11 protein-coding genes are annotated in these 14,161 nt (G+C 71.0%); 8 read left to right on the forward strand and 3 right to left on the reverse strand.

Features of this window, described 5'->3' with window-relative positions:
* Positions 1-66: 66 nt before the first annotated feature.
* Positions 67-1,533 carry a GAF domain-containing protein gene (locus AB0K34_RS23065; protein ID WP_364550751.1) on the reverse strand — a complete coding sequence of 489 codons (1,467 nt, stop codon included), beginning with the start codon at positions 1,531-1,533 and terminating at the stop codon, positions 67-69.
* An 11-nt stretch (positions 1,534-1,544) separates the two neighbouring features.
* Entirely contained in the window at positions 1,545-2,333 is a 789-nt protein-coding gene (locus AB0K34_RS23070) for a 3-hydroxybutyrate dehydrogenase (protein WP_138639701.1), read from the reverse strand.
* A gap of 178 nt (positions 2,334-2,511) precedes the next feature.
* Between AB0K34_RS23070 and AB0K34_RS23075 the strand changes: the two genes are divergently transcribed.
* Genes AB0K34_RS23075 through AB0K34_RS23090 form a run of 4 tightly spaced genes read left to right on the forward strand, consistent with a single transcriptional unit; the run spans position 2,512 to position 7,967 of the window.
* Positions 2,512-3,462, forward strand: coding sequence for an alpha/beta hydrolase (locus AB0K34_RS23075; RefSeq protein ID WP_364550753.1), 951 nt, complete (start codon positions 2,512-2,514; stop codon positions 3,460-3,462).
* Between the two features lie 28 nt (positions 3,463-3,490).
* Positions 3,491-5,413, forward strand: a complete 1,923-nt coding sequence (locus AB0K34_RS23080; RefSeq protein WP_364550755.1) for a serine/threonine-protein kinase — start codon at positions 3,491-3,493, stop codon at positions 5,411-5,413.
* Positions 5,413-7,206 carry a serine/threonine-protein kinase gene (locus AB0K34_RS23085; RefSeq protein WP_364550757.1) on the forward strand — a complete coding sequence of 598 codons (1,794 nt, stop codon included), beginning with the start codon at positions 5,413-5,415 and terminating at the stop codon, positions 7,204-7,206. Before AB0K34_RS23080 ends, AB0K34_RS23085 begins: the two co-directional genes overlap by 1 nt.
* A gap of 53 nt (positions 7,207-7,259) precedes the next feature.
* Entirely contained in the window at positions 7,260-7,967 is a 708-nt protein-coding gene (locus AB0K34_RS23090; RefSeq protein ID WP_364550759.1) for a YafY family protein, read from the forward strand.
* A 17-nt stretch (positions 7,968-7,984) separates the two neighbouring features.
* Here AB0K34_RS23090 and AB0K34_RS23095 read toward each other — a convergent pair whose 3' ends face one another.
* Positions 7,985-8,587, reverse strand: coding sequence for a TetR family transcriptional regulator (locus AB0K34_RS23095; protein WP_364550761.1), 603 nt, complete (start codon positions 8,585-8,587; stop codon positions 7,985-7,987).
* 121 nt (positions 8,588-8,708) lie between these two features.
* Here AB0K34_RS23095 and AB0K34_RS23100 point away from each other — a divergent pair, with 121 nt between their 5' ends.
* The 4 genes from AB0K34_RS23100 to AB0K34_RS23115 all read left to right on the forward strand — a co-directional run bounded on the left by AB0K34_RS23100 (position 8,709) and on the right by AB0K34_RS23115 (position 13,845).
* Positions 8,709-9,689, forward strand: a complete 981-nt coding sequence (locus tag AB0K34_RS23100; protein WP_364550763.1) for an aldo/keto reductase — start codon at positions 8,709-8,711, stop codon at positions 9,687-9,689.
* Between the two features lie 92 nt (positions 9,690-9,781).
* Complete coding sequence (locus tag AB0K34_RS23105) at positions 9,782-10,153, forward strand: VOC family protein (RefSeq protein ID WP_364550765.1); 372 nt, start codon at positions 9,782-9,784, stop codon at positions 10,151-10,153.
* Between the two features lie 176 nt (positions 10,154-10,329).
* Positions 10,330-11,646, forward strand: coding sequence for an aspartyl protease family protein (locus AB0K34_RS23110; protein ID WP_364550767.1), 1,317 nt, complete (start codon positions 10,330-10,332; stop codon positions 11,644-11,646).
* Positions 11,647-12,600: 954 nt separating this feature from the next.
* Positions 12,601-13,845: a DUF222 domain-containing protein gene (locus AB0K34_RS23115; protein WP_364550769.1), complete on the forward strand. Its 1,245-nt coding sequence runs from the start codon at positions 12,601-12,603 to the stop codon at positions 13,843-13,845.
* The last annotated feature ends 316 nt before the right edge of the window (positions 13,846-14,161 follow it).

Below are 14,161 nucleotides of genomic sequence, written 5' to 3' on the forward strand. Positions count from 1 at the left end.
CGCGGGAGCTGGAGTGCGAACAGGGCTACTTTCCGCTGACCCTCGTCTTCGACAACTCGGCGATGCTCAACTGGATGTTCCGGTATGTGGGGAGCCGCCCAGCTCCTTCGCCACCCGGCGCGCCGCGTCGCCGGGGCGGTCGCCCGGCAGCAGCAGCACGACCTCCTCCACCCGGGAGGCGGCGAGGCCGTGCTCGACGGCCGCGAAGGACGACGCCCAGAACGCCGCTCGCTGCCGGTGCTCGCGGGACTCGTACTTGGCGCACAGCACGACGTGCGGGGCGCTCAGGTCGACGTCCACGCGCCGGGCGCGGGCGGTCAGGGCCTCGACGCCGGTGCGGCGGCCGGAGAGCAGGTCGTCCAGCAGCTCGCCGCGCACCCGGCCCTCCGCCTCGGTGACGCTGCGCTGGAACAGCAGCAGCAGTGCGGTGACGAGCGCCGCGCGCTCCAGGATCCGCTGGTCGGCGTCGTCGACCTCGTCGGCCGTGCGCAGGACGAGCGTCCCGAGCATCTCGTCGCCGGTCGACACCGACGCGATCCACAGGTCACCGCGCCGGACCGTACGGCCCTGCGCGCGCGCAGAGTGCGCAGAGGCCGACACCCCGGACAGCTCCTCATCGCTGAGGCCGCCCGAGTCGATGCCCGTCGTCGCGAGCCGTCGGCCGTCCGCGTCCAGGACGTACAGGGTGCCGCCCAGCAGCTCGGTCACGACCGCGCCGACGTCTTCCACGCCACCGCCGCGCACGACGACGGCCGTCATACGGTCGTGTGCGCGCGCCGCCCGTTCCACGGCTGCGCTGCGCGCCTTGACCTCCTCGTTGGCGGCGCTCAGCTCCTCCAGGGCGGTCCTGGTCTCGTCCAAGAGGCGCGCGTTGTCGATGGCGATCGCGGCGTGCGCGGCCAGCGATCCGAGGAGCGCCACCTCTTCCTGGTCGAACGGACGCTCGCTGCGGTTCGCGGCCGTCAGCACGCCGATGACGCGGCTGCCCAGCCGCATCGGCACGCCCAGGATGGCGACCAGGCCCTCTTCAGCGACCGCGTCGTCGATGTAACCGCGATGCTGGAACTGCCCGTCACCCAGGTAGTGGGCGCTGTTGTAGGGCATCGCCGTCTGCGCCACCAGGCCGACCAGTCCCGTGCCCATCGGCAGCCGCAGCCGCCGGAACGCCGCCGACACCGACCCGTCCGTCACCCGCATGTAGGTGTCGCCGCGCTCGTCGTCGTTCAGCGTCAGGTAGGCGATGTCGGCGCTCAGCAGGCGCCGGGCGCGCCGCGTGATCGCCTCCAGCACGGCGTCCAGGTCGCGCAGCCCGGCGAGGTCGCCGGCGGTGTCGAACAGCGCCGCCAGCTCCGCCTCCCGCCGGGCGTGCCGCCGCATGATCATCCTGACCCGGAGCGCCGCCAGCTTGGCTGCCTCCAGCTCCGCCAGGACGGCCGGCGGCGCGCCGTCCGCCCGCGCCTGGACGAGGGGCCCCTCGAACTCCACGGGGGACGCCTCGCGGGCCAGTAGTTCGAGGAAGTCGCCGCAGGACATACGGGCCATTGTCAATGGGCCGTCCAGCCACCGTCGAGGGCGAGGGACGCGCCGGTCACCATGGACGCCGGCGGCGAGCACAGGTAGGCGACGAGCTCCGCGACCTCCTCGGGCTCGATCAGCCGCTTCACGGCCGCGTGCTCAAGCAGCACCCGCTCGACGACCTCGCTTTCAGGGATGCCGTGCGCGCGCGCCTGGTCGGCTATCTGACCCTCCACCAGCGGGGTCCGGACGAAGGCCGGGTTCACGCAGTTGGACGTCACGCCGTACGCGGCACCCTCCAACGCGATCACCTTGGACAGCCCCTCCAGCCCGTGCTTGGCCGCCACATAGGCCGACTTGTAGGGCGAGGCACGCAGCCCGTGTACGGACGAGATGTTGACGATGCGTCCCCAGCCTCGCTCGTACATGCCGGGCAGGGCGTCCCGCACCAGCCGGAACGGCGCCTCCAGCATCAGCCGCAGGATCCGCGCGAACATCTCCGGCGGGAACTCGTGGACGGGAGCCACATGCTGGATGCCCGCGTTGTTGACCAGGATGTCGACATCGGCCGCCAGACCGCCGATCGCGTCCACGTCCGCGAGGTCGGCGCACAGCGGGACGCCGCCGATCTCGGCCGCCGTCCGCTCCGCCGCCGCCCCGTCCATGTCGGCCACCACCACCGCGGCGCCCGCCGCGGCCAGCCGCCGCGCGCAGGCCCGGCCGATGCCGCCCGCGCCGCCGGTGACCAGTGCGCGCCGCCCCGCCAGATCCAGCGTCCCCGAACTCCCCGCGGCGGGCCGCGGTGTCACGCTCGTCATGCGCCGAACCTACGGAGCGCGACCCCTGCCGTCCCATGTGGCGCACGCACACAATCCACCGCCGGACGGTATGGACACGCCGCATCCACATTGTGTTCGCCGTCCGGCACGGCGGCCCGGAACGGGTGGGGCTACCGTTGGGCCCGCACGGTCCCGCCCACGCCGCGAGGGGTCATCGATGACCGAGATCACGCATCGCTTCGTCCAGTCCGAGAGCGGCCTGCGCATGCACGTCGCCGAGGCGGGCGAAGGGCCGCTCGTCCTGCTCCTGCACGGCTTCCCCGAATGCTGGTACTCCTGGCGGCACCAGCTCACCGCGCTCGCCGATGCCGGATTCCACGCCGTTGCCCCCGACCAGCGCGGCTACGCCCGCACCGGCGGCCCCGCCGAGGCGGACCAGTACACGATCCTGCACCTGGCGGGGGACGCGGTCGGGCTCATCGACGCGCTCGGCGCGGACCGGGCCGTCGTCGCAGGTCACGACTGGGGCGCGCCCGTCGCGTGGGCCGTCGCGCAGATGCGCCCCGACAAGGTGCGCGGCGTGATCGGCATGTCCGTCCCGCACCGCCCCCGCTCCAGCAGGCCGCCGGTCGAGTCGATGCGCCGCCTGTTCGGCGAGGGCTTCTACATGGTGCGCTTCCAGGAGCCGGACGCCCCGGAGGCCGACCTCGACCGCGACCGGGCCGCCACGTTCCGCCGGATGCTGGTCGGGATGTCCGGCGACGGGGCCGCTCCCGCGCTGATCGCCCCCGAGGGCGGCGGCTTCCTCGACGTGATCCCCGAGCCGGAGAAGCTGCCCGGCTGGCTCACCGACGCCGACATCGCCACCTATGTCGAGGAGTACGCCGAGAGCGGCTTCACCGGACCGGTCAACTGGTACCGCAACCTGGACCGCAACTGGGAGCTGACCACCGCCTGGCACCGCGCCCCCATCGGCCCGCCCGCGCTCTACATCGCCGGCGACCGCGACATCGTCGCCGTCGGCGCGCGGAACGTCATCGACTCCATGACCGACTTCGTGCCGAACCTCCGCGACACCGTCTGGCTGTCCGGATGCGGCCACTGGACGCAGCAGGAGCGTCCCGCCGAGGTCAACGAGGCGATGCTCGGTTTCCTCCGCGCCCTCTGAGTGAGCGCCGCCTGACACGGGAGCCCCCTTGGAAGCGCTGCGCGACGGCGACCCCCACCAGATAGGCCCGTACCGGGTGGAGGGGCGGTTGGGCGCCGGAGGCATGGGCGAGGTGTTCCTCGGTGTCTCGCCGGGCGGCCGGCGCGTTGCGGTGAAGGTCATCCGTTCGGAGCACTCAGCGCGCCCTGAGTTCCGGGTGCGGTTCGCGCGTGAGGTCGAGGCGGCCCGCAAGGTGGGCGGTTTCTACACCGCGCAGGTGGTGGACGCCGATCCGGAGGCGCCTGAGCCGTGGATGGCGACGGCCTACATCCCAGGGGCGTCTTTGCGGGACGTCGCCCCGCTGCCTGCCGAGGAGGTCGCCCGGCTCGGTGCCGCGCTGGCCGAGGGGCTGGCGGCGATCCACGCGAGCGGGCTGGTCCACCGGGACCTCAAACCCGGCAACGTGATCATGTCGCCGGACGGCCCGCGCATCATCGACTTCGGCATCGCCCGCGACGTCGGCGCGGGAACGCTCACCGCGGAAGGCGCGGTTCTCGGCACGTACGCCTACATGGCGCCCGAGCAGGTGCTGGGCGAGCCGTCCGGGCCGCCCGCCGACGTGTTCGCGCTGGGCTGCGTGCTGGCGTTCGCCGCGACCGGGCGCAGCCCGTTCGACGCCGTGACGATCCCGGCGATCGTGCACCGCGTCCTGCACGAGCCGCCCGTACTGGACGGGCTGGCGGAGGCGATGCGTCCGCTCGTGGCGTCCTGCCTGGCCAAGGCGGTGGTCGACCGTCCGTCCACCGACCGGATCATCGCCCACCTGGCCGACCCGGACGCCGTGCCACTCTCGACAACCCCGTCAGATCCGGACGCCGACCGCACAGTGGAGCGCGGCACGACGCCGTTCACCCGCGTGGCGGATGCCGTCCGGCCCGTCGCCGGGGTTTCGCGCCGGACGGTTCTGGGCGGCGCGGTGGCGGCGACCGCCGCCGTTGTCGGGGTGCCCGCGTTCCTGCTCACCCGAGGCGGCGGGCAGCCCCAGGCGTCCGGCGATGCGATGCAGCCGCCCGCCATGACGCTCGCCAAGGACGGGCATCCGGTGGCGGACGTGGCGTTAAGCCCGAACGGCAAAATCCTGGTCTGCGGGACGCCGGGAGAGACCGTGTACCTGTGGGACCCTGCCACGGGCCACGTCATCCACGAATTGAGTACTCCCGCCGGCACGGCCGCACTGGCATTCAGCCCGGACGGCAGATTGCTGGCAACCGGCCACACGAACGCCACCGTCCGCCTATGGGACGTGGAGTCGGCGGACACACGCCCGCCCCGCCCCCTCCGGACGCTCCATGCCAAGGACGTTAAGGTCAACGCTCTCGCATTCAGCCCGGACGGCCGTGTCCTCGCCGGGCCTGGTCGGCTCTGGGACGCCGCAACGGGAGATGTCCTGGGTGACCTCTCCGGCACTGAGGACATGAACGACGTGGTGTTCAGCCGGGACGGCCGCCGGGTCATGGCCGGAATGGATGGTTTCCAGGGCCGCACCGAGCCCGGCTCCGTCCGGGTATGGGACGCGCGTACTCGCACCTTGGTCGTCCATACCGCCGACCGGGGAAAGAAGACGAGTTCACTGGCCATCACCCCGGACGGCCGGACTCTCGTCACCGCAGGGGGCGGCGCCGCGATCCGGCTGTGGGACGCCGCCCGAATCCGCATCACAGGCGTCCTCGACTCCGACCCCGCCGGGGACGTCACCGAGGTGGCGGTCAGTGCGGACGGTGCGGTGCTGGCCGCCGCCGGTGCCGACCTCACGATCCGGCTGTGGGACCTGGCGACCCGCCGGGTGACCGCCACCCTCGCCGCGTCCGGCGGGCCGATCAGAGGACTCACGCTCTCCCCGGACGGCCGGACGGTGGCGGGCGGCAGCGAACGTCGCGGGCAAACCGCCGTGAACCTGTGGAGCCTGCGCTGATGGACCCCCTGCGCGACGCCGACCCCCGCCAGATAGGCCCGTACCGGCTGGAAGGACGGTTGGGTGCGGGAGGCATGGGCGAGGTGTTCCTCGGAGTGTCCCCGGGCGGTCGGCGCGTCGCGGTCAAGGTCATCCGCTCCGAGCATCTGGCGCGCCCGGAGTTCCGGGTGCGGTTCGCGCGCGAGGTCGAGGCCGCCCGCAAGGTGGGCGGCTTCTACACCGCCCAAGTGGTGGACGCCGACCCGGAGGCGCCCGAGCCGTGGATGGCGACCGCCTACATCCCCGGCCCGTCCCTGCGCGAGGCGACACCGCTGGACGTCGCCGCCGTCCGCGCACTCGGTGCCGCGCTGGCCGAGGGGCTGGCGGCGATCCACACGAACGGGCTCGTGCACCGGGACCTCAAACCCGGCAACGTGATCATGTCGCCGGACGGCCCGCGCATCATCGACTTCGGCATCGCCCGTGCGGCCGGCGCCACCGCGCTGACGTCCACCGGCGCCGTCGTCGGCACGTACGCGTTCATGTCGCCCGAACAGGTCCGCGCGGACACGGCGGGCCCGGCGTCGGACGTGTTCTCCCTTGGCTGCGTCCTGGCGTTCGCCGCGACCGGGCGCGGGCCGTTCGACGCCGCCAACGTGCCGGGGATCGTCCACCGGATCGTCAGCGCCCCGCCCGACCTGACCGGCGTGCCCGCCGAACTGCGGCCCGCGATCGGGGCGTGCCTGGCCAAGGAACCGGAGCGGCGGCCGTCTCCCGCCCAGGCGGCCCGACTGCTGGCGGACGCGCCGCCGCCCGGCCGGACGGGACGCCGTACCGTCCTCACCGGGGGAGCGGTGGCGGGCGTCGCGGCCGTCCTCGGCGTCCCCGCGCTGCTGTGGCGGTGGAGCGGAGAGGACGCGCCGCCCCTGAAGAACCCCCGTCCGGTCGTGCTCGCCGGTGGCCCGGTCGCGACGTTCCAGCTCGCGTTCACCCCGGACTCGGCGACGCTGGTCTGCGCGGGGACCGGGCAGATCTGGCGGTGGAGCGTCGAGACCGGCCGAGGATCCGCGCACGAATTGGGCGACGAGGGCGCCGACCAGCTCACCGCCCTCAGCGGGGACGGCCGGCTGGCGGCGACCCTGCGCGGGACGGCCCCGATCCAGCTCTGGGACGCGGCCACCGGCGCCCGCGTCCGGACGATCATGCCCGAGGGCAGGACGTTCACCAAGGCGCTCAGCGCGGACGGCCGGACCCTGGCGACCGTCGGAGCCAACGGCATCGAACTCTGGGACACCGCGGCCGGGCGCCGCACCGGCGCCTTCACACCGCGGAGCGGCGGCACCCTGCGGCTGGCGTTCGACGCGGCCGGTGACAGGATCGCCGCCATCGGCAGCCGCGGCGACATCCAGGTCCACGACCTGCGGGCGCACCGGGACATCACCACGGCCGGACGGGTCAACGTGCTCTTCACATTCGCCCCGGACGGGCGTACCGCCGCAACCGACGTCGTAGACGACACGGACAAATGGATGATCCGGCTCTTGGACGTACAGACCGGGAAGCAGCGCCGCGCCCTGCGAGGGCACGAGGGAACCGTCCAGGCCCTGGCCTTCAGCCCAGACGGCCGCACCCTGGCCAGCGCTGCCCAGGACGCGACCATCCGGCTCTGGGACACCCGCAACGGCGACCAGTTCATGTCCCTCGACTGGGAGAGGTCGGACGGCACGACCCTCGCCTTCAGCCGCGACGGCCGCCTGCTCGCTGCTGGAGCAGGCAGCTCCAACGGAAAGGTGAGCCTCTGGCGCTTCACCTAGCGCCCTGTTACGAGTCTCCCGGAAATGTCGGACCCGGCGCGTACGTTCGGCGCGTGAACCGCACCGACCGCTTGTACGCCATGGTGGAGGAGTTGCGCGCCTGCGCGCCGCGCCGCCTCGCCGCGCGCGAACTGGCCGCGCGGTACGAGGTGAGCGTCCGGACGATCGAGCGCGACATCAGCGCGCTCCAGCAGGCCGGCGTGCCGATCTTCGCGGACGTCGGCCGGGGCGGCGGCTACACCCTCGACAAGAGCCGGACGCTGCCGCCGCTGAACTTCACCCCCGCCGAGGCCGTCGCCGTCGCGATCACCCTCTCCCGGGCGGGCGGCTCACCGTACTCCCGCGCCGCCCGCACCGCCCTGCACAAGATCGTCGCGGCGATGTCGGCGGACGACGGCGCCTCGGCCCGTGAACTGGCCGCCCGCATCCGCTTCATGGCCCCCGCCGGGAACGACGACCCGGCGTCCGTGCCGGCCGTGCTGGAGGAGGCCGTCCTGGCCCGCCGGGTGGTCCGCCTCACCTACGTCGACCGGGCGGGCACCGAGACCGAGCGCGACGTCGAGCCCGTCACGTTCACCGCGTCCGGCAAGGGCTGGTACCTGACCGCGTGGTGCCGGATGCGGGGCGGCTGCCGGGTGTTCCGCACCGACCGCGTCCGCCGCGCCGCCCTCCTGGAGGAGACCGCCCCCGACCGCAGCACCGAGGCCATGCACAGCGACATCCCCGCCGACTATGTCGTCCGCCCCCTGGAGTTCGTCTGAGCTCCGGCTGAAAGCGGTCAGGAGCGGGGCTTCGGCGGGAAGATCGCGCTGACGGCGCGGATCACGGCGGCGCGGCGTGCGGCGAGCGCGGGGTCCGTTGCGGCCTGGTCGGCGACGGCGGCCAGTGTGGCCTGGTCGAGCCAGGTATGGGCGAGCTGGGAGACCACCGCCATGACGTCGACCGGATCCCACGAGGAATCCAGATCGCCCGCCTCCTGTGCGCGACGGATGGTAGCGATCTTGCCGAGGATGGCGTCCCGATAGGGGCTGTCCACGGGTGCGGATGCAGAGGCGGAGGCGGGGGCCAGCTCCAGACGTCCCCACGCGATGAACCGGTACCGGTCGGGGTGCGCGGTGAAGTAGTCGAACAGCTGACCCGCGTAGTCGGGCAGATCGGCCGGATCGAGATGGACGGCGTCGGCCGCGGCGGCGAGTTCGGCGGCGGCCACGTGCTCGTACAGCTTCTCCTTGCTGCGGAAGTAGGCGTAGATGCGTTCCTTGCTGGTGCGGGCGGCCTTGGCGATCCGGTCGACGCGCGCGCCGGCGATCCCGTACCGGGCGAACTCGTCGCGCGCGGCGGCGACGATCCGGGCGTGGGTCGAGTCGGCGGTGCTGGCCATGCCCTCAGCCTAGCCAACCGAACCGTTCGGTTTGATTTGCCGGGACGAGTGAGTACTGTGATTGGGAGTCATACCGAACGGTTCGGTTCGTTCTATGCGGTTACGACAGGGAGGGTTGGTCATGCAGAAGCGCACTCTGGGCCGCCAAGGGCTGGTCACCTCGGCGATCGGCTACGGCACGATGGGCCTGACGATGGCCTACGGCCCCGGCGACGAGCAGGAGGGGATCGCCGCCATCCGGCGCGCCCACGAGCTGGGCGTCACCTTCTTCGACACCGCCGAGCTCTACGGCCTGGGCACCGGCTCCAACGAAATACTGGTCGGCAGGGCGGTCAAGGACTTCCGCGACGAGGTCGTCTTGGCGACCAAGTTCGGCTTCGACCTGTCGTCCGGGAGGGTCTCCGGTCTCAACAGCCATCCGGACAACATCCGCAAGGTCGCCGACAACAGCCTGCGCTACCTGGGCGTCGACCACATCGACGTGCTCTACCAGCACCGCGTCGACCCGAACGTCCCGATCGAGGACGTCGCCGGCACCGTCAAGGAGCTGATCGAGGCGGGCAAGGTGAAGTACTTCGGGCTGAGCGAGGCGGGCCCGCAGACCATCCGCCGCGCGCACGCCGTCCAGCCCGTCTCCGTCCTCCAGACCGAGTACTCGCTGTTCGAGCGCGACGTGGAGCAGCTGTTCCCGGTGCTGCGCGAACTCGGCATCGGGTTCGTGTCGTACTCCCCGCTGGGACGCGGCTTCATCACCGGCACCGCCAAGCCCGCCGGGTCCTACGACCCGACCGACATGCGCAACCACGACGCCCGCTGGCAGCCGGGCAACTACGAGAAGAACCTGGCGGCCGTCCAGCAGCTCACCGAGCTTGCCGCCGCCAAGGACGCGACGGTCTCGCAGCTGGCGCTGGCCTGGGTCCTGGCCCAGGGCGAGGACATCGTCCCCATCCCCGGCACCCGCAGCCCCGCGCGGGTCGAAGAGAACAATGCCGCCGCCGACCTCACCCTCACCCAGGACGACTTGGACGCCATCGCCCAGATCCTGCCGACCGGCGGCTTCGGAGCCCGCTACGCCGAAAAGTCCCTCCCCACCTGGATCTGAGCGTCCCCGGAATCCACCTGACAACCCCGACACAGGGTTGTCGCGCCCTCCGTCCACCCTCGGTTCCACAACCCCGACATGGAGGACACATCATGGGCATCCCCGCGTACAACACCGTCGCCTGGTTCCAGATCGGCACCGACACGCCCGGCGAGGCCCGCCGCTTCTACGGCGACATGTTCGGCTGGCGCTTCGGGGACGACTCGGCCGACACGGGCTACGAGCTGATCACCTACCCGGGCGGTCAGGCCCCGAGCGGCGGCCTGACCGCCCAAGGCGGCCCGCACGCCGTGTTCTTCGTCCTGGTCGAGGACGTGGACGCCGCCTGCGCCGAGGCCGAGCGGCGCGGCGGCAAGGTCACCGTCCCCCCGGCGACCGCCCAGAGCGGCCTACGCTTCGCCCACCTGGAGGACCCGTCGGGCAACCGCTTCGGCATCTTCAAGGAGCCGTCCGCCCGACCGTGAGCCGGTCGCGGCGGCGTCCCCTCACCGCAGCCACGGGACGTATCGCGGACGTATTGAAAAGTGCATACGCCACCGCAACAGTCTCCCGTCTTCCCTGGAGGCGCGGACCGCAGCAGTAGTCCGCGCCGGGGGACACGTGCCCCGGTTCCGAGAGGTGAGCGTAAAAGGAGAAGGCCGTGGCCGCTGACGGAAAATGGGACCGGCGCGAGTTGTTGCGGGGCGCGGTCGTGGCGGCCGGCGCCGCCGCGACCGCGCCGCTGCTCGGCACGGCGGGCACGGCACACGCCGACGGCGGCGGCGCGGACGCGTTGTTCAAGGCCGGGAAATTCGAGCAGGCCGGCCGCGCGTACGAGCAGATCCTGAGAACAGACCCCGCGAACCTGCACGGGGCGCGCCAGCGCGGCTATGTCGGGCTAATGGCCAACAAGTTCCGCGACGCGGAGAAGTACCTCACGCTGGCCCTCGAACTGGCGCCCGACGACAAGGAGACCAACTGGCTGCTGGGCGACTGCTACATCCGGCAGGACAAGCTCTCCCTCTCCGTGCCACGCTGGCGAGCATCCGGCGAGAAGGGCTACGCCGAATGGTTCGCGGCGGTCCGCGGCAAGCCGTACCAGATTCACGGCGACATCGGCCGCGTGCCATGGCTGCAGATGGACCCAGTGCCCCTGGTGCATGCCTCACTCAACGGCGGGCCGCCGAAGCGCTTCACGTTCTACACCGGCGCTCCGAACCTGAGCCTGACCGCGACCGCGGCCAAGGAAGCCGGGCTGAGCCCCGTCTACAAGGAGAAAAGCGAGTTCGAAGGCGTCACCATTTGGGTGTACTACGGGGTGCTGGACTCCCTCAAGCTGGGCGGCATCGAACTCCGGAACGTACCCGTTGGATGGTCGTCAACGGAATCGGGCGAAGATGTCGGCACCGGCAGCGACGGAATGATCGGCACGTGGGTCTTCTACCACCTGCTGACCACCATCGACTATGCAGGCCGGTCGCTGATCCTGCGCCGTCCAACCCTGGAAGCGGCCAGAAAGGTACGCGCGGACGCCGCACGGGCGGGCGTCAAGCCGCTGCCGCTATGGCTATCCCGTGATCACGACGTCAGCAGCATCGGCAGCATCGTCGACTCCGGCCCCCGGGTATTGGGCGTGAACTTCGGCGGAGACAGCGGCGCAACCGTCGCAGGCATGCCCGGCGAAGTGGCCGAGCAGCTGGGCATCCGCACTGACTACGACCGCCCGTTCGAGACTTTCGCCCACAGCCATGCGACCACGACCTACCCCTGCTACCCAAAGGAGATCCGCCTCGGCGACGCCGTCGCCAAGGAGGTCTTCTGCGAAATGGACCCGAACATGCCGGTCAACGTCCCGTGGCCCTACGGACCAGGATTCGATGCGATCGGCCACTTCGCCCACTGCTTCTTCAAGCCTTTCAACATCACGCTCGACTTCACCCGAATGAACCTCTATATCACCCACGGCAAAGCCACCTGACCGCGGCAGCCAGTAAGCCGGGATGGTCGACGACGCGAGTGGCCATGGCAGCGTCCGCACAGGGCTGCGGCGACCTAACCGTGGCCGACCGCAGCGGCAATGCCACTGTCCCTCCAGGTGATCGCCGCGAGCGGCCCGCTCGTCGCCGACGTGCAAGACCCCTCAGGTGGCACCCATCTCACCGACGCCAGGCGGGCAAGGAGGGCGGTGAAGTGCTGGCGAGTGAGGTCTTGGCTGCAGGTTCTTGCTGTCGCGGATGCCGAGGGGCCGTTGAGGTCGGCAACCTAAATGCCGTCGCACGCCTGATGCGAATGCGTCTGAAACGCAGCGTATCCGTGCCCGACCACTCACTTCTGGGCGACGAGATACCCGTCGACACGGACGAGCATTCCCACTGAGGAGTTGCGTGGGGCTGGGGCGAAGGTTGGAGCACTTGCCCCGCAGGGGTCGGCTTCGAGATGCGTTTCGCTGTCCTTCATGGTCGTGGCGAAGGTGCCGCCGTGACAATAACCCACATGCGGTGTTCCGGCATACAGCTGGACACGCCGAGAACGGGATCCTCAGCCCCTTAGCGTGGCTGGTGTGTTGTGAATGGCCTGTTCGGTGTTCGGGGAATTGTGGTGGGGGCGGCGCTGCGTACGGGGCCGCCCCTCCAAAGTCAAGGGCGCCTTCGGCGTCGCTTCGCGATGGGACTCCGTCCCACCCTTGACTTCGGAGCCTCTGCGGCCCCTGAGTGCAGCTTTCGTCGGGCAGGCTCCGCCTGCCCTCTGCCCGACGCGCCGCCCCCACCCCAACCAGAAACGCACACGACAACAAGACAGGTAGCCAATTCGAAATGCCCGAAATGAGCCTTTCGAGAAAACAGGCGAGAGCCGATCAAGGAAGCTCAAAAGAATCATGGTCGAATTTCGACTCGAAAGGGCGAAGCAGCGTCCGGCCGGATATCATAAGGTTATGAGTTCAATCGCGGTCGACCTCGACGCCGCGTCCACCATGGAATTGGTGAACGCGGCATCGGCGATCGCCGCCGAACTCGCCTCCCGCACCGCCCCCGAATCAGCGGCGGCGTGCATGGAACTCACCGAGACCCTTGCCACCACAACCGACCTGCAGGAAGCCGCCCTCGCTGGATTCATCGGCGTGGTCGACAGCGCTCGGGAAGTGCAGCGGTGGGGATACCCCTCCACCCGCTCCTGGCTGCGCTCCCGCCTGGGGATGCGCGAGTCCCGCGCCAAAGAACGCCTCACCCTTGCCCGGCAGCGTCACCGCTTGCCCGAGATGACCGAGCGGTGGACCACCGGTGACCTGTCGGCCGGATATGCCGCCACCATCGCCGACGCAGTCACCCGACTCGACGACGATGACTGCCCCGCGGCCGAGAGCATCCTGCTGGGCATGGTCGACCAGGGCTTCTCCGCCGGAAAAGTCGCCAGCTTCGGCAAACGGATCCGCGACGTCATCGCCGAACGCGACGGCACCGAACAGGCCCCCGAAGACGCCGCACGCGGCTACGAAAAATCCTGGATCGACTCGACACGGTCGCTGGACGGCGGCCGCTACATCAAGGGCTGGCTGAACGCCGAAGACGCCGCGATCTGGGACGGCACGCTCGGGCCGCTGGCCAAGCCCGCCGGGACCGACGACCACCGAGACCTGTCCGAGCGGACGGCCGCTGCGCTGACCACGGTGCTGTCGGGCGGGCACAAGGCCACCCGCGTCACCGTCATCTGCGACCTGGACACCCTCACCGGCGGCCAGGCCCCCGCCCGGCTCACCGACGGCACCCCCATCCCCGCCGCCCAAGCCCGCCGCATCGCACTCAGCGCAGGGGTGTCTCCGCTCCTGCTCGGAGGCGGCAACACCCCGCTCTACCTGGGCCACCGGGTCCGGTTCGCCACCGCCCCACAACGCCAGGTCCTGGAAACCCTGTACTCCACCTGCGCCGTCCAAGACTGCGAGGTGCCCGGGACGCTGTGCGAGGTCGACCACGTCAACGGCTGGGCCCTCGGCCGAAGCCCCACCGACATCGACCAACTCGCCCTCACCTGCGGATGGCACAACCGCTTCAAGCACACCAACCCACACCGCATCCACATCACTAAAACACCCGACGGCCGCTACACCTACCGCCTTCACCCACCCGGAACCAGAGCCCTTTCCGAACCCGGCCGCCCACCACCTTGGCTCCAGGCCGCATGACCACGCCCGGCGATCTCGCCGCCGTGCGCGCCGGACAGGTCCGCCCTGGACCGGCGGCGCACACGGCACCGAAGTGGTGGCCAGGACAAAGCGCGTCGTAGGGGACGGCGTCCCCGACCGAGGTCGTAACGGTGCGGGCGGCGCGGTCGATCACGGTGACGCGCTCGCCGGTGTGCACCCACGCACAAGACTCGGCTGTCTCATCGGCGCGGGCCTGAGGCCGGGGCCCAGCCTGACCGCCTACTACTCAGGCTCAAGGTTGCGTGATGGCAGGTCCACGCCCGCGCCGACCGTTCCACCCATGCGGGTTCGATGG

The organism is Actinomadura sp. NPDC049382 (assembly GCF_040677125.1).
Classification (GTDB): domain Bacteria; phylum Actinomycetota; class Actinomycetes; order Streptosporangiales; family Streptosporangiaceae; genus Spirillospora; species Spirillospora geliboluensis.

What these genes read in the sequence shown, in the direction of transcription:
- AB0K34_RS23100 (WP_364550763.1), top strand. Translation starts at nt 8,709, where the DNA reads ATGCAGAAGCGCACTCTGGGCCGCCAAGGGCTGGTCACCTCGGCGATC.
- AB0K34_RS23095 (WP_364550761.1), bottom strand. Translation starts at nt 8,587, where the DNA reads ATGGCCAGCACCGCCGACTCGACCCACGCCCGGATCGTCGCCGCCGCG.
- AB0K34_RS23105 (WP_364550765.1), top strand. Translation starts at nt 9,782, where the DNA reads ATGGGCATCCCCGCGTACAACACCGTCGCCTGGTTCCAGATCGGCACC.
- AB0K34_RS23065 (WP_364550751.1), bottom strand. Translation starts at nt 1,533, where the DNA reads ATGTCCTGCGGCGACTTCCTCGAACTACTGGCCCGCGAGGCGTCCCCC.
- AB0K34_RS23075 (WP_364550753.1), top strand. Translation starts at nt 2,512, where the DNA reads ATGACCGAGATCACGCATCGCTTCGTCCAGTCCGAGAGCGGCCTGCGC.
- AB0K34_RS23085 (WP_364550757.1), top strand. Translation starts at nt 5,413, where the DNA reads ATGGACCCCCTGCGCGACGCCGACCCCCGCCAGATAGGCCCGTACCGG.
- AB0K34_RS23070 (WP_138639701.1), bottom strand. Translation starts at nt 2,333, where the DNA reads ATGACGAGCGTGACACCGCGGCCCGCCGCGGGGAGTTCGGGGACGCTG.
- AB0K34_RS23115 (WP_364550769.1), top strand. Translation starts at nt 12,601, where the DNA reads ATGAGTTCAATCGCGGTCGACCTCGACGCCGCGTCCACCATGGAATTG.